The organism is Citrobacter sp. RHB35-C17, from assembly GCF_013816795.1.
In the GTDB taxonomy this organism is placed as follows: domain Bacteria; phylum Pseudomonadota; class Gammaproteobacteria; order Enterobacterales; family Enterobacteriaceae; genus Citrobacter_A; species Citrobacter_A amalonaticus.
Genome location: NZ_CP057150.1, coordinates 3,845,959 through 3,866,264, shown reverse-complemented (window position 1 = coordinate 3,866,264; position 20,306 = coordinate 3,845,959). Strand labels below are relative to the sequence as shown.

Genomic DNA, 20,306 nt, shown 5'->3' with positions numbered 1-20,306 from the left:
TGAGATACTGATATGAGCAACATCACCATATATCACAACCCGGCCTGCGGCACGTCGCGTAATACGCTGGAGATGATCCGCAACAGCGGTAATGAACCGACCGTTATTCATTACCTTGAAAATCCACCGTCTCGCGATGAGCTGGTCAAACTTATCGCAGATATGGGGATTACAGTACGGGCGCTGCTGCGTAAAAACGTCGAGCCTTATGAAGAACTGGGGCTTGCGGAAGATAAGTTTACTGACGACCAATTACTAGACTTTATGTTGCAGTATCCGATCCTGATTAACCGTCCGATTGTGGTGACGCCGTTGGGAACGCGTCTGTGTCGTCCTTCCGAGGTGGTTCTGGATATCCTTCCAGATGCTCAGAAAGCGGCTTTCGCTAAGGAAGATGGCGAGAAAGTCGTTGATGAAACAGGTAAGCGATTGAAATAAAGATGAAGGGGGCTGATGCTCCCTTATTCCTGCCTCAGAGCATAAGACCCGAATCTTCTGGCAGAGTTCTATTCCCTTCACCAAGTTGCAGTTGCAGCAAAACTGTGTCAAGCCAGCGGCCATGCTTGAAACCATCCGGAGGTTCGGTTTCGAAGCGACCTGTACCATGCAGGACATGGGGCCGTAGCCCCATCTATTAGCCTGCCAATTTTGCTGGCAGAGCCGTAACTCATATTCTCAGACGGTCTGATTCAGATGTTGCTGGCGTAGTTTTAACAAACGAAAAACCAGTATCATGACGATAATTCCTGCCACCATCGCCAGAAAATGGAAAGCTATCCTGCCACCAGCCTGAAAATAGAACCAGCGGGCCAGCTCTACTGAGGTCGCCATAAAACTTAATGCAATAATGTTAATGGTTGCTGATACGGTGCCTTTAGGCAGGGAATGAGAAAAAAGCGCAAAACGGAACAGGACGGGATACAGCATTCCTGTCCCGAGGGCATAAATACTTATTCCCATCACCGACCATAACCAGACATGCGGCCAACCCAGATTACCAAGCAGAAGGATACACAGCCCGCTTAGTTGAATTGGAACGGTACGCCAGATAAAGCGCGGTGAAGTGGGGTCTTTGATAAAATTCGCGACGATGATGCTGGCAATAATCACCCCGCCAAATACAGGTACCTGAGTCCAGGCATACATACCGGGTGACATCCCGCCATCCTCAATCAGGATCACCGGAGAGAGAGCGACCCAGGTAATCATCGGCAGGTTACCGAACGACAGGGCCAGGGCACCCGTCAGTACCACCGGATGTCTGAAGGCGCTGATAAAATCGGATAATACATCTCCAGGATGAAACCCCTGGCCCTGACGTTTGACTGTCTCCGGCATTTTAAACATCAGCAAGGCCCAGGCCATCAGACTCATCCCTCCGATGATCGCAAATAACAGCTTCCAGTGCATAAAGGACATCAAACCTGCTCCAGCCAGTGGGCCGATGACAGGCGCAAGCAATACGATTGAGGTCAGCGCCGCCATGATACGGATGGAGTCCTTTTCATCAAAGGCCTCCTGTATTGACACATAACCAACGGTGGAGATGAAGCAAATACTGGTTCCCTGTATAAAACGGGCAATAAAATATTGCTCGATCGTGGTGACAAACATCATGCCCAGACAGGCCAGGGCAAAGATCATTGCACCAGTGAGCAGGACGGGACGGCGACCAATCCGGTCAGAGAGAGGACCGAGGAGCCACTGGAGCGCCAGACCTCCGGCCATATAAAGACTGACAGAGGCAGGCGCGAGAGTGATATCAGCCTGAAGCTCACGGATGATGTGGATGATGCCCGGCTGGATGAGATCCGTGGTCAGATAGGCTGAAAAATCGTAGATGACCATCGCCAGTGGAAATAATAGAACGCTGCCATACCTGTTAAGGCGTCCCGTAAATGGCTTCATAAACGGGTTCTCCGTTTTTTATAATCCCTTGATTTTAATCAACTCAGATCGTGCAGTTCTTTATCCATCGCAGGAGTCAGTCTGAGATCAAGAAATTCTACCTCCAACCCCTGGCGCTGAGGTGTACAACACATGACGCCCGTTCTTACTGGGCCCATGGGAAAATAACATAAGCGAAGTAATGGCCAGTGTTGTCCATCTGACGAGTACTGCAATCGTAACGCATCTTTCTTACGGGTCAGACGCAGCCAGAATTCCTTCGGATCCCCGGGAAAGAGTCCTGTAGCCCAGTCGGAATATCCCTGCGTGAGTACACTCCCGATTGCAGGTGCTCCATCGTTAAATTCGATGCCAGCTTTGAGCCAGTGCTGTTCGTCAGAGAGAATCATAATTCCGGCCTGGTCATAGAGTGTGGTGAAGTCTGCGCGGATCCTGACCTGAAAAGTAAAATCATCTGTTACGTCAGTGGCGTAGATATGACCTGAAAAACGCTCAAACCCGTACCAGGTATGACGCCAGAAATCGGTGTGATCATCAGTGATTACCGACAGGGTATTATTCCCGTAGTGCCATTTAGCGGGCTCATTGATCCATTCAAACTTGCAACTCATCATTATTCTCCTGTCATCCGGAATGCAGCATAACGATAGTTTAAAATGTCAGTTCCATCTCAAACTGGCATAACGGTTCAGCCTGATAACCCGCCGCAGTAAATAATGGTGCCAGCATTTCTGGCATAGATACATCAGCATTGTTTTGCCAGTCCCTGGCTCCGGTACTCGGGCAGCACACCAAATTCGGTCAGACGCGCTTTGTCCATTCTGTGGGTTACGATGGCTATTGCCACCGGGTTATCATTGATCAGCCAGACAAACGAGTCTTTAGCTGATACCGGAATAACGGTCATAGATAAAGCTCTACATTGCGGTTTTCGGGAGCTACAGGGGGAAAATATGCTCCCTGTTTTCTCAGACAGTGAAGCTGATTTCTACAGAGCGGGCACTGCGATCGCCCTCACCATGGTAAACAGCTTCAATATTGTTACCGTCCGGATCCAGAACAAAAGCGGCATAGTATCCGGGATGGTAGGTTCGTTCGGCGGGGGCGCCGTTATCACGTCCGCCATGATTTAGCGCTGCGCGGTAAAATGCGTCCACCGATTCACGGTCTGTGGCCTGAAAGGCCAGATGGTGCCGTCCTGTAGGCACCCCTCCAGGCCCCGAACTTTTTACCGATGAAATGACCAGTTCGTCAGCCCAGATATAATCGTCATCTGTGATAACCAGGGGGATCTTAAGTTCCGCCAGCACAGCAGTGTAAAATGCTTTGCTTGCGTCAAAGTTGTTTACCACGAGCTGGATATGGTCGATAAGTCTGCCACGATGAAGCGTATAGTTTTCCACGGCTCATTTCCTTATTCACACTCTGTCAGTCAGGCCTGTATCTGTGAAATTGAACAAAGGTACAACCCTACGTATAACTTATATTGCTGAAAAAATACGTTAATATTTGTGCTCTGTACCCGACAGGTATCAGAAAATCATTCCAGATTGAGTCTTTGGACAGGAATTACTATTCTGCTATTCGCTTAAGAGCAGGCTCTCAATTGCCAGTTGTAAAATAAATAGCAGAGATGAGATGAGAGCAAGCCATTTTAGGGGGCGCAGTTTACGTTCAGGTATAGAGAGCGTATGGAGTATGGCATGACGCTTCATTTTATTGAGTGGCATGCCACCTCCTTGAAAAAGAGCCGCCTGCGCAGGCGGCTAAGCAATGAAAACAAGAGTTATTCCACAAACCAGGTCACTGTGAGCAAGGCCAGTTGTCATGGGGCTAACATAACGGTTGGGACGGTAGGAAAAAAGGCCACGGGTGGCCAAAAGTTTTCCATTTCGAGTCGACAGCTTCCTCCAGGAGTGCTGTTCGTTTGTTAGCCAGAACAGCTTAACGGATAAAAGCAGTATCTCCATGTTAAATGAGTGGTTGTTTAGCGTTTATTTAAACAATGCCGATCAAATAATACGTACTCAAATAATAAACCGAGCAGGACTATCCAGTCCTGCTAATTGACATGCGTTCATGAGAACTGGAGAAATAATTCCTTCTGATGTGCCACAATGCAATCACACCCCGGTCAGGGGATTCCCGGGTTTAAGTAGCGTGATTAACCGGCACTGTATCTGAAAGTTATCACTTAACGAATAACGGCGTTCTTTTTTCAGCGTACTGAAGAACGATTTGACCACCGCAGTATCCCAGCAGTTACTACGTCGGCTCATACTGGAGGCCAGGTTATTGGTCCAACAGAACCGCCGCCAGTCGCCACTGTCGTACTGGCTGCCCTGGTCTGAGTGCACGATAACCTCGTCGTCAGGTTTATGTCACCAGACTGCAATCAGCAGCGCATCCAGTGCCAGCGAGTGGTTCACTTGCTTAATTATGCCTGATACATTGCATTGACAGCTCCGTCTGTAACGTTACACTAAACCGTTGTAGTTCATAATTCCTGAGAAGATGGCGATGCCGGGTATGTGTGTCTTCCGCCATTCATCGATTGCCGCAAAGGAGATGTATGGCGAATATTCGTGATGTCGCAAAGCATGCTGGCGTTTCCGTCAGTACGGTATCCAATGTGCTCAACGGTCGGACCGATCAAATGCGGGCTGAAACCCTGGCGCGTATCCAGCAGAGCATGCAGACGCTGAATTACTTTCCAAACCGGGTGGCGCAACAGCTCAAGACCGGTCAGGCCAAAATGATTGGTTTGCTGGTGCCGTCCATTGTGAATCCCAGCTTTGCTGCCCTGGCCCGTGAAGTCGATCTGGCCGCCAAAAAGCGCCAACTGCGGGTGCTGATTGGAAATACCTACCGACAAATTGAAGAAGAAGAAGCCTTTCTGGACGACATGTTTTCCCACGGCGTCCGCGGGATTATCGTTGCCGCCTGCGATATTGAAAAAGCGCATTTTGCGCAAGCGGCAGAGCAGGGCATGGTGATGGTGAACTATGATGGCCGTATGCCTGTGCGTGCTCAGTCGGGTCATTTTGCGCTGGACAGTGTATCAATGGATAACATTGAGGCCGGGCGAATGGCAGCAGAACACCTGATTGCACAGGGGTGCCGTCGCCTCGCGTTTGCCACGGTGGAAGGGATGACCCCCAGCCGTGCGCACAAAATTGAGGGCTTTCTCCGCGCGGTGCAAGACCACGGGCTTTATCGGGAAGGGATGATCGTTGAAGGCCAGGCCATGGCGGCCTATGGCGATACAGAAATGACAGAACTCGGGCGGGCGCTGGCGTTAAAAATCAGCCAGCAGCCGGTGTTCCCGGATGGTATTGTCGCGATCAACGATGCGTTGGGCATTGGGCTGATGGCTGGTCTGCATCAGGCCGGGATCCATGTGCCGGAACAGATCTCTATTGTGGGCATCGACAATATTCCGCTCTCCGGACTGGTTTTCCCTGGCCTGACGTCCATCATGCCGCCGCTTCGGGAGATGGCAGAAGTGATGGTGGAGCGGTTGATCGAGCGGACTGAAAATCCGGCCATTCCGCCAGCGGAGTTTCTGTTCCCTCCGTCGCTGGTTTCCCGACAATCGGTACAGTAGCGGCGAGGCACGAGAAGAACGATACGTTCTTCTCGCTCTGTCATACCAGCGTTGGGGCTACGGTCAGCAGAATATTGGCGAAGCGGCGGGTTTCGCCGGAGGCGATGACCAGGAGCGTGTCAGACGATTTGGCCAGCGAATAAAACGCGTTACGTTCAACATGTTCAACCTCGATCGCCTCAGAAAGCATGCCACGGTATTCACGCTCGACCGTATTATCAAAATCCGCCGGGCTTGCCATTAACGTGGCTTTTTCCACATTAATATAGCCAAGGATTTTCTCCAGAATGACGACGCTCCCGATCATCCCTGGAGTGAAATTAAGCCAGATAATCCGTGCCTGCGCAGAAGTATTGGTTAGAAAAGAGTAATTGGCATCGGTGATTAAAATATTCGCCTTGTGTCCGCACTGTGCCAGCGCCTGTAATAAATCAGGATGAATAATATCTGACTTGATCATATGTCATACCTTTTAAAACTGGCGGGCATTATCGCCCGCCGCATTTTTATGCCCGGTAAATACCGCCGTTAATATCGATGGTGGCACCGGAAACGAAGCCATCATATTCAGAAGCGAGGAAACAGATGACCCTTGCCACATCTTCCGGGGTGCCCGCGCGTCCCAGAGGAATGGCCTGGATTGTCTGCTCGGCAGAGGCCTGCGTAGTATGCTGATTATGAAAACGCGTGCCGAGAATCAGTCCCGGCGCAACGGCATTGACGCGGATGCCGTGTTCACCGAGCTCCGCGGCAAGCGAGCGAGTCCAGGTCAGCACCGCGCCTTTGGTGGTGGAGTAGACCAGAGAACCCGCATGGCCGCCAGAGCGCCCGGCCAGGGAGGCCAGGTTAACAATACTGGCGCCGTCTGGCGCGGCCTTCAGCCACGGTAATGCCTGCTGAGTGACATTCAGCATCGTCGTCATATTGACGTCGATCACCGTGCGCCAGAAATGTGGCTCAATCTCACCCAGCCATTTGCGGGCAATAATGCCGCCAACGTTATTGATCAGAATATCGATACCGCCGAGGAATTCCGCTGCCTGTGCCACACAGCGGGCTGCATCTTCTTCATCGGTTAAATCGGCGAAACCACAGGCCGCGCGACAGCCTTGCTGTTCGGCGAGCGCCATTAATTCCCGTGGGCCTTCTTCGCCACTGAAATAATGAATATAAATATCGCATCCCGCCTCAATCAGTTTTTTCGCGCTCTCTTTACCAATGCCTTGTTCTGCACCTGTAATAAACGCTTTTTTACCCGTTAATAATCCCATTTCATACTCCCATTATTCATATTTAAACGGCATCAGGTAATGACGTGACATCGTTTTACCGTTTTTTGTGCGTGGATATCCCTGCCACCTGAGCGTGGCAAATACAGGACTTCATTATCAGTAGCCGGCCAGTCCGGGCAGCCAGGTGGTTAATGGTGGCGCCATGGCGACAATAATGATGCCGACAAAAACCACCGCCAGATATTTCGCCATCGGTTTGATGACGTGCTTCATCTCCACGCCACAAATGGCGCAGGTGGTATACAGACCCAGGCCGATCGGCGGTGAGAACAGACCAAAGCCCATCGCCATGATCATCACAATGCCAAAGTGCAGCGGGTTAAAGCCAAGCTGAATGGCTATTGGCACCAGAATCGGGGCGAAAATGATCAGCGCAGGCGCACCTTCAAGAACCGCGCCAAAGATGATCAGAATAACAATGGTCAATATCAGGAACAGCCAGGCCCCTTGCTCCATGCCAATGCCAACCAGCAGTTCCGCGATCTGTTGTGGGATCATTTGAATGGTCAGGGCATAAGAAAGGCTGGTCGCACAGGCCACGATGAACAGCAAGACGCCGGACATTGCCGCAATATCAACGAACATTTTCACTGTGGCTTTCAGCGTCAGCTCACCAAACGCCAGGCGACCCACCACAATGGCGTAGATCACTGCGAAGGCGGAAATTTCCGTGGAGGTGGCGATCCCCATCATGACCCCGCGGCCAATCATGAAGATCATGACCAGACCGACAGCGGCACCGAGGTAAAGCTGAGTCCGCGGGCGTAATACCGGATAGGCTTCGCTGACGTTAATTTTCCCGCCGAAACGGTTGGCGGCGACCATTAACAGTACCAACAGGCAAGCTGCAGGGATGAGGCCTGCGATAAACAACGCGCCGATGGAAATATTGGCGACAAAGCCCATCACGATCAGGTTCACGCAGGGTGGAATGGTTTCCGCCATTACCGCGGAGGCGGCAAATACCCCGGCGGCTTCTTCGCTGTCCTGCTTCGCGCGACGTACCGCAGGCATTAACACTCCGCCGACGGCGGCCACATCCGCCAGTTTGGAACCGGAGATGCCTGAGAAAAAGGCCATCGACAGTACGGTGGTCATGTTCAGACCGCCGCGAAAGCGTCCCATACCACGCACAATCAGTTCGACCAGACGCGTGGACATGCCGTTGATTTCCATTGCCGCACCGGCGAGTAAGAAGAACGGAATCGCCAACAGAACAAAGTGGTCAACGCCCGCCGCTACCTGCTGGGAGAAAAAGACAAACGGCAGGGAAGGGTCGCAGATAAAAAAGACCATTGCCGACATGCCGAGTGTGAAGGCGATTGGCACACCGGCCAGAATGCCAAGCACGAAGCAAATCAGCATCAGGCCCGCCGCCGCGCTGGCCGGATCGGCCATCAGCGACAGTTTCAGATAACCCAGCGCCGCCAGCACAATGATCCCTGCGCCGCTAAGCAACACCACTTTTGCGCGTTCATGCAGCGCATGTTCCAGCGCAGCCACCATCATCACCACGGAACCGATTAATACCGGAATCACGTAAATGGTCTGCGGCAGGCCCGTCTCGGTGGTTTGCAGTCGCGCGGCCTGCACCAGATCGTAACTGGAAACGACCAGTCCAACGGAGACCAGAAACAGGATCCAGCGGCTGGCATGAACAACGTAAGGGCGAACGCTTTCAGGCAGGAAGCGTAAGAACAGATCGACGCCAATGTGTCCGCCTCGGCCGGTTGAGGTGGCGACGCCAAAAAAGACCAGCGCAATCATCAACGCTCGCGCCACCTCTTCCGCCCAGTGGATCGGTGAATGCAGGGCGTAGCGCCAGATCACCGAAGCAAATACCACCAGCACGTTGATAAACAACACCAGCGCTCCGGCCCAGGACGTTAACGTGGTCAGAAATCGACTCAGCCGCCCCAACAGCGTCAACAAAGACTTTTCATCCTTTGTTTTCATCGGGATATCAGCCATGATGAACTCCTTTCATGGTTTGTGTGGGCAACATCGCCGACCCGCTAAACGCCACAGGCCGACGATGCTCGGCTTATGGTTTGTCGCTCGGCGCGGCGGCGCTGATCTCGTCCACCATCGGTTTCAGATCCGGGTATTTATCCAGGAAGGCTTTCCAGACAGGCTGTACGGCCTGTGCGAAGAACGCGCGATCGGTTTCCCGGAAAGTGACGCCTTTCGCCTCCAGGTTTTTAATCGCTTCCAGTTCTTTCTGGCTGGCCTGCTGGCGTTCGTATTCCGTGGCCTCTTTCGCTGCGGCCAGCACGTCGGCACGTAATGACTCTGGGATCTGCTCGAAGCTCTTCTTGTTCATGGCAATCATCAGCGGGTTATAGCTATGGCGGGTCAGCGTGCCATTTTTGATGATTTCATAATATTTGCTGGCGTAGATGGTGGGGGCATCATGTTCGACACCATCGATCACGCCCATTTGCAGGCTGGAATAGACTTCCCCGCCCGGCATGGGAATGGCCACCGCCCCCATGTGATTCAGCGTGGCGATAAAGTTAGGCACCGGCAGTACGCGGATTTTCAGATTCTTTAAATCCTCCGGCTTTTCAATTGCCTTTTTGGTGTACACGTTGCGCGCGCCAAGGTTATAGCCATAGCCCAGCACCATTACGTTTGCTTTATCCATCATCAGTTTAGAAAGCTGCTCACCGGCTTTGCCGTCCAGCGCTTTCCCGACCTGGTCATAGTCTTTAAACAGATACCCCAGATCCAGCACACCGACTTCCGGCACCAGCGTGGCCCAGATTGAGGTCCCTGAAATCATCATGTTAATGGCGCCGATACGGACCTGCTGTGTTGCATCGGCTTCTTTTCCCAGCATGGCGTTGGCAAAGTAATTAAGCTTAATCTGTCCTTTTAACTTCTCGTTTTTATTAAGGTTTTCCTGGAAGCGGTTGAACCAAATATAGTGCGCAGAGGAGTCATCTCCTGGCAGAGACGAGTAAACACGAAAATTGATGGCTGCCTGTGCTGAAGTGCTCAGCACACTGCCTGCAATCAGGGCGCTACTGAGGCAAGCGAGTGCCAGAAAACGTCTGGCTGAACGAAACGGGGTTGTTTTCATCATGATTATCCTTTCTCACAGTGTAGAGGTCGTGATAACGCCATCTGGCAAGGTGGACGCAGCCAGCTGGTTTAACGAAAAAGTCGCTGATTCTGTTTTCTGTAACGTTTTAGTGTAACGTTACAGACGCTATCCGACTCACTGTGCAAATGCAATATGCTTCCTTTCATCAAGATGAGTGATATGTGAATTTTGTGGCGGGTATCGCTAATTTCCGGGCGCGTGTTACAAAACCGAAACGGGGTGTTCGCTGTTTAGTCACTGTTTAGTGAGGCAGGCTACAGAAACCGGTACGTCGTTGGTGCCCGGGAGCGCAGACAGCAGTCTGTGTAAACCGATTCGCGTCTGTCAGGTGATAACTTTTACGCATAGCTGCTTAGAAAATGGCATTTTTTACATAAGCATCAAGGTGATAGTGTCAATTGAAATGACAGAGAAAGCACGGTGCAGATGATGAAACATACCATTGGGATTCTGGGCGGCATGGGGCCCGCAGCAACGGCGGACATGCTGGAAAAATTTGTTGAATTGCGCAGCGCCAACTGCGATCAGCAACATATCCCGCTCATCGTTAGCTCAATCCCGGACATTCCCGATCGTACAGCCTGTCTGCTTTCTGGCGGCCCCTCTCCCTTGCACTATCTGGAGCGTTATCTGCATATGCTGGAAGATGCAGGGGCTGAGTGTATCGTCATACCCTGTAACACTGCACACTACTGGTTTGATGATTTACGGGCAGTGGCAAAGGCGGAAATGATCAGCATTCTGGATGCCACGCTGAGTGAGATTCCTCCCGGCGTGACTCGCGTCGGCCTGCTGGCAACAAACGCCACGCTTGCGACAGGGTTATACCAGAAAAAAATGACTGCGCAGGGGCTCTCACTGATTCAGCCGGAAGAGGCGGGGCAGGCGCAGGTGATGCAGGCAATTTACGCATTGAAAAGCGGAGATAAAGCCACCGCGCAAAGGTTGCTGTTTCCACAAATTGAGCGACTGATTTCCCATGGCGCGCAGATCATTATTATGGGCTGCACTGAGATCCCGTTAATTGTGGCCGGGCATGAGAGCAATTTTGGGTGCCGGTTTATTGACTCAACCGCGTCTCTGGTACACGCCGCCATTCGCTGGTATGAGTCATGGCCAGATACGCAGATGGATGAGCCTGTGCAGCAGGTTGCCTGCGTTTAAATTGCGCTCAGGGGACAGTATGCAGATGGTGCAGTTCTTTCCAGAACCGCTCCGCCAGGGGCGTCATCCGCGTATCCATCCGGTAAGCATAAGCCTGAATAGGAATAATCAGCTCGTCCTGGTTCAGCACAATGAGCTGTCGATTACGAATCTCCTGACGAATCGCATACTCCGGGAGCCAGGCGATTCCACAACCGTCCAGCGCAACCTGCTTAAGCAATTCACTCATCGAAGAGACAAAAAATGTACTGAAACTCAGCTCGGTATAGCGGGTTAACGTTCGGTTGATAAGCCGCCCCATATAGGAGTTCTGGCTATAGTTGAGCAACGGGAACGCGGGTTGGTCGAGTGTGTATCGCGGTTTTCCGTTTTCATCGCTTGCACAGACGGGAAACAGTTGTGACTCAAACAAGTGAATATTGGCAAACGGTGGCTGGAGCAGGTTTTCGTCATAATAAGAGAAGATAAAGTCGCTTTGCCCCTCCCGCAACATATCGACCGCCTGATCGACATCGATCGCCTCAACCGACCAGGTAAACTGGGTTGGCATCTGGCTGACGATACCGGGTAACAGCCCCAGTGAAAGGGAGTGCGCAGCGGCAATCTTAATTTTACGCAGTGTGAAATCGCTGCCGCCACGGAGTTCAGCCAGGTTACTTTCCAGCTGTTGTAGCAGATGACGTATCTGAGAGTGAAAGATTTTGCCCTGTTCGGAGAGTTGCAGCGGCGAGACCTGACGATTGAACAATTCAACCCCGACCGCGTTTTCCAGGGCGCGAATACGACGGCTGAAGGCGGGTTGCGAGACATTACGAATAATCGCGGCCTGGGAGAAGTTTCGGCACTTTTCCAGCGTCAGAAAGTCATAAAGCCATTTCGTTTCAATGTTATACAAACCTGCACCACTCACATCCATTTATCATCACCTGTCAGCCGTCTGTCTGCGCCATTTTACGGGCATTCACACGGCTGACAACCGATTGCGCTTACTCGAAAGTACCCTTCACGCAGGCTTTCCCGTCAACCACCATGCGTTTGCCGTGAGCATAAACCTGCTCAATACACAATTCCGGCGTCATCACCAGCAGGTCGGCATCCTTACCGGGGGCGATTTCGCCTTTAGTGGACAGGTTAAGAAAGGTAGCCACACTGGTCGTCAACGGACGCAGTGCGTCGGTCAGGGTAAATCCGTAATCGTTGATTAGCGATTGCACGGTTTCAAGCAAGCTCTCGAAGCCCGCCACGCCAATTCCGGTGAGTTTTCCGGCATCATCAAACAACGGCTGACTACCATTACCATCAGAACTGACCGTTATCCGGGCAAGCGGTACACCGGCTTTGACTGCGCGAGCAACCCCCTCAGCCGGTGCAACCGGATCGGGGATACCGCTGGTGATGTCGATGGTGCCGCCCTTGAGCGCAAAGGCCAGTGCTTCTTCGAACAACGCCTCATTGCGGTTTACGTGGGTGGGAAGCAGCTTACTCATCGGCACATCGCTATTTTCGAGAATGTCGTACAGCGGTTTGAGCCCCTTTTTACTGTCGCCCATATGGAACACGCTGACACCCGGTTTGCCGCCCAGCAGGCCACCCACACGAGATTCTGCTGCCATGTTTGCCAGTTGATAATCGCCAGGCGCGGCAGAGCGGTGGTCAGAGACGGCGCATTTTACGCCGATAACGCGATCGATCAGCGCCACATCTTTTTCGACGGAACCGGTGATCGTCGGTGAAGGGACATGATAAGCGCCGGTTAGCATCCAGGCGGTGATCCCTTCTTCATTCAGCGCCCGGGTTTTCGCCAGCAGTGATTCCGGATGACGGGTTACGGAGTCGGTGCCGAGCAAACCAATGACGGTCGTGACCCCGGCTTCGGTCAGTCTGCTCAGTCTGACTTCTGGTGTTCGGGTCGTGGGGCCCGCTTCACCACCGCCACCAATCAGGTGTACATGCTGATCGATAAAGCCAGGACACAGGATCCGTCCCTGGAGATTGATAACCTTACAATCCGGCACAATGTGAGGCGAGATATCGCGTGCAACGGCAATAATCTTGCCGTTGGCGAGAAACACGTCGCAAATCCCCTGATCTTCAGGGGTATAAAGGTGCGCACCTTGCAGTAACGTAAATTCTGCGAAGGATAAATCAGGCATGATAATTCCCTTTTTAAACAATAAGCTGCATAACCCAGATCGACAGTAATGCGTTGATGGCACATACCGCAATGATGTGGGGGTAATATTTGGCGTTCACTTCGGCGGTACCGAGGCAGCGACCCACGTTTTGTACCGGGTTACCCATCAGGTATATCGCCGGGAGCAGAACCGTGACGTCGTGACCATTTAATGCTCCTGCAGTGAGCAAACTGGCGGAAACGCCTACCGCGCCGCCCATACTCATCAGCGACGCTAACAGCACGGTGGCGGCTTCACCAGGAAGTCCCCAAAGTGCCATGACGGGCTGACAAATGTGTCCAACCCAGTCAAGTAAACCGGTGATTTTCAGCGCCTGAATAATGACGAACGCCATCACCACGTTTGGCAGCAGGTTAGTGGTGGCAATTGTAAAGCCGCGGCGGGCACCGTCGATAAACATGTCCATGACATTTTTGCGTACCTGAATGGTCATGCTTGTGCTCCTTGCGTTGGGTTACGGCGTTCTTCAAAGTTGATCCAGATACGTAGCAGGTTGGCGCCGACAAATTTAAACACCAGAATCACGGCCAGCGGGACGATAACAGACGTTCCCAGAAACGCGAAGACGGCAACGCCAGAGGAAAAATAGTTGGTAATAATCGCGCTGCCGCTGGTCTGGTATGCGGCAAAAATGACTTTATCGCGCTCGGTGATTTCACCATCCTGCGCCAGTTCTTTCGTCATACCTGCAGCCGCATCGGTATTTTGTAAGTTAGCGATAAGCGCCAGCGAGCAGATGCCCGGAATGCCCAACAGCGGCTTCAGGATCGGCGTCATCAGTTGTTGCGCCGCACGCAATCCGCCAAGACCGTCGGTGATAGAAATAATGCCCAGTGACAAAATGACTGACGGCGCAAGTTCCAGCGCGAAAAGAAAACCATCTTTTGCGCCCGTACCGCCCGCGCCCCGGAAGGTGACGGTCGTTTGTGCCGCGCCATTCGCGATCTGGCCAAACGAACCGTTCAGCACGCTAAAATCAAAAACACGCCACCAACCTTCCGTTCCGGAAAATACGCCGGAAAAGAAAATGATGGTCAGAAAAAATGCCAGATATCCCTTAAGTCCGACCTTTTCTGTTGCAAGCGGCAGCGCCGCCTGTTCCCCTTGTTGCGCCATAGCGAACCCCGTTATTTTTTTGATAATGTGTGTTTGTTGCGACAGGCCAGAAGTGGCCCGAACTCAATGACCTTACCAGCCATAGGGATATGGGGAAAATGCCAGAATGTTTCGCGCTATGCGTTTCTTGCATAGGGTGACAGAAATATCAGGATTAAAACGACCCGCCAATTTCTGCCTCGTTTTAACATTGCCAGATAATTTCTTTTCCATTTTTGTAAGGATAGTGGATTCAACGGCATGGTTTTAAACATTCAGAACATCGCTTCATGATGTGCAATAGCCTCAGTCATCACGATCGCATATGAGTGAGTATCCAGTGAAATATATACAGCCAGGGTGGGGGAAGTGATGAGAACAGTGAAGTACTCCGCACGACAAAGGTTAATGTAGAGGGTAATCTACCGTATCGTTTACGCTATTATTAATGACATAGCGTGTTTAGAACATCACGATCTTTGGGGGAATTATGAGTGGAATGCGTTCCCGCACGGCAATTATCGTGGACGACCATCCTCTGGCGCGTATGGCTATTCGTGGTGTACTGGAGAAAGATCGCGTTACGGTTCTCGGAGAGTATGAGGACGGGGCGATTGCGCTGAAGAGTTTGCTAAAAACGACTGCGGATATTGTGGTTATTGACGTTGAGATCCCCGGCGTCAATGGGGTAGAGCTGGTGGAGAAACTCAGAGCGAATCACTATCACGGCGTGTTAGTGGTCGTCTCAGCGAAAAACGATCGTTACTTCAGCAAGCGCTGTGCACAGGCGGGAGCGAACGCGTTTATCAGTAAAAAGCAGAACATGGATAATATCCTGGCGGCCATTAATGCCGCACAGAATGGGTATACCTATTTTCCATTTTTCTCCGAAGAAGCCTCCGAAATCCTCACCGATGCGCAGCGTCTGGAATCCCTTTCGACACAAGAGATGAAAGTCATGGGGCATGTGCTTAACGGTCTGGACAATTCGCAAATTGGTGAGGCGATGCATATTAGTGGTAAAACCGTCAGTACTTATAAAACGCGGCTCATGGAAAAACTCGGCTGTAAATCATTAATCGAACTGCTCTCGTTTGCTCATCAGAATAAGCTGACATGATGATAAATAAATGGCTGATGGCGGTGCTCATTATTTTATCCATCGGCGGGCGTGCTGTTTACGCACAACTAAGACTTCCCGTTGAGCTGGAACTATCAGGATTCAATTATATATCGCCTGTACCGGTTTATTTGAGTGAGGATGACAAACGCTGGTTGCAGCAGAAAAAAAGTCTCAGAGTCGCCGTTTATGAGCCCGTTCAGCCGCCGCTTGTTATGACAACGCTGACTGGACGTTATCGGGGAATGAATGCTGATTATCTGGCATTGATTCAACATTCCCTTAATACACGAATAAGTGTGATGGCGTATCCGGATCAGGCTGACGCTGTTGAGGCGTTAAAAAAGGGAGAGGTCGATATGGTATTGACCGGGCTGGAGAGTCAATCCTGGCGTGAAGCAAGTGTTCAGGTTTCTCTGCCACTGATTCATTCCTGGCCCAATTTAGTCACCTCTCTTGGCAACGTTATGGCGCCATTGCAGAGCGCACAACGTACGGGGGTAGCGATTGTTAATCACTATCCAGATGTCGATTTTATCCGCCAGTCCTTTCCCGATGCCGAGATCGATAACTATGGCAGTTACCAGGAAGCGCTGAATTCTGTTAATAATGGGCGCAATGCCTGGTTTTTCGGCGATTCACTCACGACCAGCACCTGGCTTTCCCAGGAGTTCAGTCTTGCGCTGACAACGGTGAAGTATTGGCCTGCGCCACAGAGAAAGAGCTACTTTTTATTTTTGCCCGCACAGCAACGGCTGCGGGAAATTGTGAACAATACCCTTAGCGCAATTGATGAAAACATCCATGGGCAAATTGCCCAGTCGATGATTGATAAAGGCAATCTCTCCTTCCTGATTGAACCTCTGGACCTGACGCCACGCGAAAAGCAGTGGTTAAATAATCACAAAACACTCCGTGTGATTATCAATCCCTGGTTTGCCCCTTACACGATGGTTGATGGAAGCCAGCAAACGCGGGGTATTGTTGGCGATGTCCTTAATTTGATTGGCTTACAAACGGGGATTCAGTTTGAGACGGTGGTCGTCAAATCGAATAAAGAGATGGTCGCAGAGATGAAGAAAGGTAACTGGCATATTGTGCAGGCAGCTACCTATGATCTCAGCCGAGAAGATTATCTCTCTTTTACGCATCCATTTATCACCACACAGTTCGTGGCCGTGATCAGAAAAGAGGAAAGTAAAGAGCATGCGCTGCGGCCCGGTAACCATGTTGCAATCAGCGCCGATCACACTTTACTGGCCACACTGAAGGCGAAATATTCAGGCATTGTGTGGGAAGAGGTGGAAAATTCCAGCGTGGCATTGAATCTGGTCGCAACAGGAAAAGTGGATGCCGCCATTTCGAATCAGCTGACCGCGCGTTATCTGAGCGAGCATTACTATCCCGATCAGCTTTCCTGGATACCGCTTACCGGAGAAGAACCCGCGGCAATCAGTTTCGCGGTGCCCCGCTCTGAGCCGGAGTTACGGCAAATTCTGGATAAAGCGTTAGATGATATTCCGCAAAAAGAGGTCCTGCAGATCGTCAGTAAATGGATTCGTCTGCCGGATGTCAAAATAGATACATGGGAATTATATAACAGGCCTTTTTATCTGGTGGCTACCTTAGCGTCGTTACTGGTACTCAGCACCTTGTTATGGGCAGTCTATCTGGTGCGGGAAGTTCGTATCAGAAAACGTTCTCAACGCTTACTGCAAGAGGAACGAAACCGGGCTCTCAGGGCCAATGAAGAGAAGCGGGAATTTCTTTCTCACATGAGCCATGAGATACGAACCCCGGTAAGTGCCATTATGGGATTTCTTGAACTCCTGCAATTTTCTCCTGCGAAGTTTAGCCCGGAAGATAAAGCATCAGTGGACCAGGCGGCCCAGGCCTCACGTTCGTTATTAAAACTTATTGGCGAGATCCTCGATCTGGAGAAGATCGAATCGGGCTTATTAGAGACCGTTCCCCAGTGGAAATATCCGGACAGCCTGATACAAGACAACATTGCATTATTCAGCGCGCTGGCGGCGCAAAAAGGGATCGCGCTACGTTACGATTCTCGTTTAGAGGCACGCGAGGCGATGCGACTGGATCCCCAATTACTGGGGCAGGTTCTCACCAATATTATCGGTAACGCGGTGAAATTTACCGAACGTGGTGATGTGCGAATTTCTGCGGTCAAGCATGAGCAAACGCTGGTGATCTCAGTGCGTGATTCTGGGCCGGGAATGAGCGAAGAAGAACAACGTCGTTTATTCACCGCCTTTAGCCAGGGAATAGCGGGAGAACATCACCGCGGTTCGGGGCTCGGATTAGCCATTAGTCGGGGATTAATGAGGCAAATGGGAGGGACAATCGAACTGCAAAGTGAGGTGAATCGGGGGACGACCGTTACGTTGAGCCTACCAGTCCAGACGTCGTTTGATATCACGCCTACCGTTGCGGACGTTGACGCGCCTCTGCCAGTATTGCAAGGAACAACACTCCGGGTATTAATCGCGGATGACCTTCCTTTCAGCCGATTACTTTTGAAACGTCAGCTTATGACGCTGGGTATCATCGCTGATGAAGCCGACAATGGCGAGATTGCATTGCATTATCTTCAGCAAGGAAATTATGACTTGTTGATTACCGATCTCAATATGCCGGTTATGGATGGTATTGAGCTTGCCCGCCAGGTCAGAAAAAGTAATACGACGCTTGTCATCTGGGGGCTCACGGCAACGGCGCAGGAGCACGAGCGCGAACGTTGTCTGTCGGCGGGCATGAATGCTTGTCTTTTCAAACCCATCACGTTGTCACAACTCTCTCATTTACTCTCCGGCGTCAGTGATACCCACGACACGGCATTTGATCTCGAAAGACTGGCGATGCTGGCGCAAGGGAATCGGGCATTGATGCTTCGCGCATTAAAAGATGCGCAGGAAGAAAATCGCTGTGATTTAACGGCGGCTTATAACGCCAGTGAGTCTGGTGATTATCGTCTGGTTAAACATCATATTCATCGCATTAACGGGACTGCTCAGTTATTGGGGGTTGAGACTTTAATGAAGGCTTCACAGTCTCTGGAGGATAAACTCCCGGACGCAATGACTGTCACCGAACTGCCTGCTGAGCTTGAGTATATCCAGACATTACTGGACGAGCTGGAGCAGGCAATCGAGAAATTCACACCTTAATTTCCCTTCCTACACGTGTAGGTGGTGCCTGACAGAATAATAAGGCACCGCTGATGTTGCTCCTGTGTTAACCAGGTAAAATAAGCCCTGTTCCGACAGAATAAAATTAGTTAATTAAACCTGGTATATTTCCTAAGAAAAATCCATGTTTTGGTTTATTACAAGTTTCAACTATCAAACCTGCCTGAATCATTAAACTAAACCTATCCATATAGCTAGTGTTTAATTCTGTTTTTTGTTGCATATCCTGGGTTTTTGTTTTGATAAAAATAGTCAGGTATGGATCGTTGTTCTTTTGAAAGTAAAAAGATAGTAGAAACGATCGTTTTTATGTTTTCTTACGAAATCCACGACTTTTGTGATGTCATGCTGAATTATTTTCTGTAAATTTTACAGCGAAACATGTGGCGACTTACAGACGTTAAAACAGCAAGCAGGAAGTGTCGAAAAGGGAAGTTCTATGAAATTGTCAGACTCCGTTTTTTCTGATGATTATTTTTTTATTGTCGGCATAAGTGCGTTGTTAACGCCGGAGTTAATTGATGAAAATTACACTATAGTCGATGTCGATGAGTCGCTCCTTCAACGGAGTACAGAGTATTTGTTTCCTGGCAGGAAGATCATTGCATTTATCACCAATGATCTCGACTACTACGCGTTATGCCATTTGAGAGATATAACTTTCATTGATAAGAGACGCCGGATAAATGAAATCCTCTCATGCCTGTTTGTCAATGACTCCAGGTATGCTTATCGGGTGAAATACACGCTTTCATTCCGGGAAAGTGAAGTTCTTGATTGTATACAAAAAGGAATGGAGGCGAATGAGATTGGTGAGTTATTGGGCATGTCGATGAAGACATTCTATGCACACCGTCGCAGTCTGATATTTAAACTTCAACTCGGTAATCGTGTATCTCTGTATCGAAATATCGCGCGAATAAGAATGTGCAAACCCTGTGTTCATGAGCCTGACCTTACATAAATTGTTGCGTTAATGTCGGGAAACGAGAATATGCAGAGGAGGTGAGTGCAGAAATAATTGTTTTTAACATCAACGCTTTTAATTAAATATTAACTTAACTATCAGGATTTTACGATATGAAAAAATTAGCACTGATTTCTGCGATTTTATCGCTGTCTGCTCTACAGGCGACATATGCAGCCGATGGCGTAATTAACTTTAACGGAACCATTACGGGAACGGCGTGTGTGGTGGATCCTTCCGCGATTTCACAACCCGTTGAGCTTGGAACCGTTTCAACGGCGGCATTTTCTGGTGGAAGTGGTGCAACAGCTGCCGCTAAGCGCTTCAACATTGTGCTGAAATCCTGTCCGGCAAGTGTAACCAGCGCCAGTGTTCGATTTGACGGTACCACCAATACGACTAACCCTTCGATTCTGGCGTTGACCACAGGTCAGACTGCGACAAATGTTGGCGTCGCTATTTATGAACAGGACAGCGCGACATTGATCCCGGTCGGTACTTCTTCGGCTAGCGTGGCATTGCAGGAAGACATCGATAATACGTTGACCTATTTCGCGAAATATATGGCCACAGGCGTTGTCGGAGCAGGGTCGGCCAAGTCGTCAACCTCTTTCACCGTAACTTATCAGTAAAAGCAGGGCCA

Annotated in this window: 19 protein-coding genes and 2 pseudogenes; 7 read left to right on the top strand and 14 right to left on the bottom strand. The window is 50.6% G+C overall.

Annotation, left to right across the window (positions count from 1 at the left end; all coding sequences use genetic code 11):
• Window positions 1-12 precede the first annotated feature (12 nt).
• On the top strand, window positions 13-438 hold the full coding sequence (gene arsC / locus HVZ37_RS18445) for a glutaredoxin-dependent arsenate reductase (RefSeq protein ID WP_109739471.1): 426 nt from the start codon (window positions 13-15) through the stop codon (window positions 436-438).
• Between the two features lie 34 nt (window positions 439-472).
• Here the strand turns inward: arsC and HVZ37_RS23180 are convergent.
• The 6 genes and pseudogenes from HVZ37_RS23180 to HVZ37_RS18420 all read right to left on the bottom strand — a co-directional run.
• A pseudogene (locus tag HVZ37_RS23180) lies at window positions 473-571 on the bottom strand (N-acetyltransferase); the annotation flags it as partial.
• A 104-nt stretch (window positions 572-675) separates the two neighbouring features.
• Window positions 676-1,908 carry an MFS transporter gene (locus HVZ37_RS18440; RefSeq protein WP_181627854.1) on the bottom strand — a complete coding sequence of 411 codons (1,233 nt, stop codon included), beginning with the start codon at window positions 1,906-1,908 and terminating at the stop codon, window positions 676-678.
• Window positions 1,909-1,946: 38 nt separating this feature from the next.
• Window positions 1,947-2,519, bottom strand: coding sequence for a DUF1349 domain-containing protein (locus HVZ37_RS18435; protein WP_044254070.1), 573 nt, complete (start codon window positions 2,517-2,519; stop codon window positions 1,947-1,949).
• Window positions 2,520-2,653: 134 nt separating this feature from the next.
• Window positions 2,654-2,815, bottom strand: a complete 162-nt coding sequence (locus tag HVZ37_RS18430; RefSeq protein ID WP_228530463.1) for a GNAT family N-acetyltransferase — start codon at window positions 2,813-2,815, stop codon at window positions 2,654-2,656.
• 61 nt (window positions 2,816-2,876) lie between these two features.
• Entirely contained in the window at window positions 2,877-3,311 is a 435-nt protein-coding gene (locus HVZ37_RS18425) for a VOC family protein (RefSeq protein ID WP_044254073.1), read from the bottom strand.
• Between the two features lie 804 nt (window positions 3,312-4,115).
• Window positions 4,116-4,337 (bottom strand): annotated as a pseudogene (locus HVZ37_RS18420) (DDE-type integrase/transposase/recombinase); the annotation flags it as partial.
• A gap of 143 nt (window positions 4,338-4,480) precedes the next feature.
• Between HVZ37_RS18420 and HVZ37_RS18415 the strand changes: the two are divergent.
• Complete coding sequence (locus HVZ37_RS18415; protein WP_044264343.1) at window positions 4,481-5,515, top strand: LacI family DNA-binding transcriptional regulator; 1,035 nt, start codon at window positions 4,481-4,483, stop codon at window positions 5,513-5,515.
• A 40-nt stretch (window positions 5,516-5,555) separates the two neighbouring features.
• Here the strand turns inward: HVZ37_RS18415 and HVZ37_RS18410 are convergent, their stop codons facing one another.
• From HVZ37_RS18410 to HVZ37_RS18395, 4 genes are all read right to left on the bottom strand, one after another.
• Window positions 5,556-5,975 (bottom strand): RbsD/FucU family protein, encoded by a 420-nt coding sequence (locus tag HVZ37_RS18410; RefSeq protein WP_044254078.1) that lies wholly within the window; start codon window positions 5,973-5,975, stop codon window positions 5,556-5,558.
• Window positions 5,976-6,021: 46 nt separating this feature from the next.
• Entirely contained in the window at window positions 6,022-6,786 is a 765-nt protein-coding gene (locus HVZ37_RS18405) for an SDR family NAD(P)-dependent oxidoreductase (RefSeq protein ID WP_054176822.1), read from the bottom strand.
• Window positions 6,787-6,903: 117 nt separating this feature from the next.
• Window positions 6,904-8,778, bottom strand: a complete 1,875-nt coding sequence (locus HVZ37_RS18400) for a TRAP transporter large permease subunit (protein WP_042999405.1) — start codon at window positions 8,776-8,778, stop codon at window positions 6,904-6,906.
• A gap of 73 nt (window positions 8,779-8,851) precedes the next feature.
• Entirely contained in the window at window positions 8,852-9,895 is a 1,044-nt protein-coding gene (locus HVZ37_RS18395; RefSeq protein ID WP_051642301.1) for a TRAP transporter substrate-binding protein, read from the bottom strand.
• A gap of 450 nt (window positions 9,896-10,345) precedes the next feature.
• On the opposite strand from HVZ37_RS18395, the gene HVZ37_RS18390 reads away from it, so the two are divergent.
• The gene (locus HVZ37_RS18390; RefSeq protein ID WP_042999407.1) at window positions 10,346-11,080 is read left to right on the top strand and encodes an amino acid racemase; all 735 of its coding nucleotides are present in this window, start codon (window positions 10,346-10,348) and stop codon (window positions 11,078-11,080) included.
• Window positions 11,081-11,087: 7 nt separating this feature from the next.
• Here the strand turns inward: HVZ37_RS18390 and hypT are convergent, their stop codons facing one another.
• The 4 genes from hypT to HVZ37_RS18370 form a co-directional block, all read right to left on the bottom strand.
• Complete coding sequence (gene hypT, locus HVZ37_RS18385) at window positions 11,088-11,996, bottom strand: hypochlorite stress DNA-binding transcriptional regulator HypT (protein WP_042999408.1); 909 nt, start codon at window positions 11,994-11,996, stop codon at window positions 11,088-11,090.
• A gap of 70 nt (window positions 11,997-12,066) precedes the next feature.
• On the bottom strand, window positions 12,067-13,233 hold the full coding sequence (iadA, locus tag HVZ37_RS18380) for a beta-aspartyl-peptidase (RefSeq protein ID WP_044254084.1): 1,167 nt from the start codon (window positions 13,231-13,233) through the stop codon (window positions 12,067-12,069).
• A 13-nt stretch (window positions 13,234-13,246) separates the two neighbouring features.
• Complete coding sequence (locus tag HVZ37_RS18375) at window positions 13,247-13,708, bottom strand: YjiG family protein (protein WP_181627853.1); 462 nt, start codon at window positions 13,706-13,708, stop codon at window positions 13,247-13,249.
• Window positions 13,705-14,391 (bottom strand): nucleoside recognition domain-containing protein, encoded by a 687-nt coding sequence (locus HVZ37_RS18370; RefSeq protein ID WP_042999411.1) that lies wholly within the window; start codon window positions 14,389-14,391, stop codon window positions 13,705-13,707. The genes HVZ37_RS18375 and HVZ37_RS18370 overlap by 4 nt, the downstream gene beginning before the upstream one ends.
• Before the next feature lie 469 nt (window positions 14,392-14,860).
• Between HVZ37_RS18370 and evgA the strand changes: the two genes are divergently transcribed.
• From evgA to HVZ37_RS18350, 4 genes are all read left to right on the top strand, one after another.
• Window positions 14,861-15,490 (top strand): acid-sensing system DNA-binding response regulator EvgA, encoded by a 630-nt coding sequence (evgA, locus tag HVZ37_RS18365; RefSeq protein WP_042999412.1) that lies wholly within the window; start codon window positions 14,861-14,863, stop codon window positions 15,488-15,490.
• The gene (locus HVZ37_RS18360) at window positions 15,487-18,675 is read left to right on the top strand and encodes a transporter substrate-binding domain-containing protein (protein WP_051642303.1); all 3,189 of its coding nucleotides are present in this window, start codon (window positions 15,487-15,489) and stop codon (window positions 18,673-18,675) included. The genes evgA and HVZ37_RS18360 overlap by 4 nt, the downstream gene beginning before the upstream one ends.
• A 460-nt stretch (window positions 18,676-19,135) precedes the next feature.
• Window positions 19,136-19,660: a LuxR C-terminal-related transcriptional regulator gene (locus HVZ37_RS18355; protein WP_044254092.1), complete on the top strand. Its 525-nt coding sequence runs from the start codon at window positions 19,136-19,138 to the stop codon at window positions 19,658-19,660.
• Window positions 19,661-19,776: 116 nt separating this feature from the next.
• A complete protein-coding gene (locus tag HVZ37_RS18350; RefSeq protein ID WP_042999413.1) occupies window positions 19,777-20,295 on the top strand; it encodes a fimbrial protein in 519 nt (172 codons plus the stop codon).
• The last annotated feature ends 11 nt before the right edge of the window (window positions 20,296-20,306 follow it).

Excerpts from the sequence above, each read along its gene's own strand:
- arsC (WP_109739471.1), top strand. The coding sequence starts at position 13 with ATGAGCAACATCACCATATATCACAACCCGGCCTGCGGCACGTCGCGT.
- HVZ37_RS18440 (WP_181627854.1), bottom strand. The coding sequence starts at position 1,908 with ATGAAGCCATTTACGGGACGCCTTAACAGGTATGGCAGCGTTCTATTA.
- HVZ37_RS18435 (WP_044254070.1), bottom strand. The coding sequence starts at position 2,519 with ATGAGTTGCAAGTTTGAATGGATCAATGAGCCCGCTAAATGGCACTAC.
- HVZ37_RS18430 (WP_228530463.1), bottom strand. The coding sequence starts at position 2,815 with ATGACCGTTATTCCGGTATCAGCTAAAGACTCGTTTGTCTGGCTGATC.
- HVZ37_RS18415 (WP_044264343.1), top strand. The coding sequence starts at position 4,481 with ATGGCGAATATTCGTGATGTCGCAAAGCATGCTGGCGTTTCCGTCAGT.
- HVZ37_RS18410 (WP_044254078.1), bottom strand. The coding sequence starts at position 5,975 with ATGATCAAGTCAGATATTATTCATCCTGATTTATTACAGGCGCTGGCA.
- HVZ37_RS18405 (WP_054176822.1), bottom strand. The coding sequence starts at position 6,786 with ATGGGATTATTAACGGGTAAAAAAGCGTTTATTACAGGTGCAGAACAA.
- HVZ37_RS18400 (WP_042999405.1), bottom strand. The coding sequence starts at position 8,778 with ATGGCTGATATCCCGATGAAAACAAAGGATGAAAAGTCTTTGTTGACG.
- HVZ37_RS18395 (WP_051642301.1), bottom strand. The coding sequence starts at position 9,895 with ATGATGAAAACAACCCCGTTTCGTTCAGCCAGACGTTTTCTGGCACTC.
- HVZ37_RS18390 (WP_042999407.1), top strand. The coding sequence starts at position 10,346 with ATGAAACATACCATTGGGATTCTGGGCGGCATGGGGCCCGCAGCAACG.
- hypT (WP_042999408.1), bottom strand. The coding sequence starts at position 11,996 with ATGGATGTGAGTGGTGCAGGTTTGTATAACATTGAAACGAAATGGCTT.
- iadA (WP_044254084.1), bottom strand. The coding sequence starts at position 13,233 with ATGCCTGATTTATCCTTCGCAGAATTTACGTTACTGCAAGGTGCGCAC.
- HVZ37_RS18375 (WP_181627853.1), bottom strand. The coding sequence starts at position 13,708 with ATGACCATTCAGGTACGCAAAAATGTCATGGACATGTTTATCGACGGT.
- HVZ37_RS18370 (WP_042999411.1), bottom strand. The coding sequence starts at position 14,391 with ATGGCGCAACAAGGGGAACAGGCGGCGCTGCCGCTTGCAACAGAAAAG.
- evgA (WP_042999412.1), top strand. The coding sequence starts at position 14,861 with ATGAGTGGAATGCGTTCCCGCACGGCAATTATCGTGGACGACCATCCT.
- HVZ37_RS18360 (WP_051642303.1), top strand. The coding sequence starts at position 15,487 with ATGATGATAAATAAATGGCTGATGGCGGTGCTCATTATTTTATCCATC.
- HVZ37_RS18355 (WP_044254092.1), top strand. The coding sequence starts at position 19,136 with ATGAAATTGTCAGACTCCGTTTTTTCTGATGATTATTTTTTTATTGTC.
- HVZ37_RS18350 (WP_042999413.1), top strand. The coding sequence starts at position 19,777 with ATGAAAAAATTAGCACTGATTTCTGCGATTTTATCGCTGTCTGCTCTA.